Genomic DNA, 385 nt, shown 5'->3' on the forward strand with positions numbered 1-385 from the left:
CCACATTTGAATGTCAGACGAGCAACGCCATGTAATCCTGCACCTTCTGTCTTCAATTTAACTATCTGCATTTGTTTGCCCTGAGTAACACAGAAATGGGCTGCATCATTTTTTACTATTTTTTCTGCACCAGATATTCTGCCCCTTGCTAAAGAAGCTTCGGCTTCGGTGTAGTATTGTTTATCGAGTTTACGCTGAATATTACTTTTATATGCAAGACCAAATTTACCGATACTTGTCTCATCATTATGTACAGCACACCCAGACATAAGAAAAATACTAATTAATGATATAGCAGCTATCTTTTTCATCTCACCTTCCCCCATTAAATACCAACGACACGCTCTGGTGTTTAAATATAATAATGGCATGATTATTATAATTG

The 385-nt window shown here is 36.6% G+C and carries 1 protein-coding gene; it reads right to left on the minus strand.

Annotated features, from left to right (window positions below):
- Positions 1–311 (minus strand): hypothetical protein (locus tag K9U40_RS24565; RefSeq protein WP_282892642.1); only part of this gene is annotated, 311 nt, incomplete at its 3' end.
- Positions 312–385: the final 74 nt, after the last annotated feature.

The sequence above is a fragment of the Xanthobacter autotrophicus genome (assembly GCF_030015065.1).
Taxonomy (GTDB): domain Bacteria; phylum Pseudomonadota; class Alphaproteobacteria; order Rhizobiales; family Xanthobacteraceae; genus Xanthobacter; species Xanthobacter autotrophicus_D.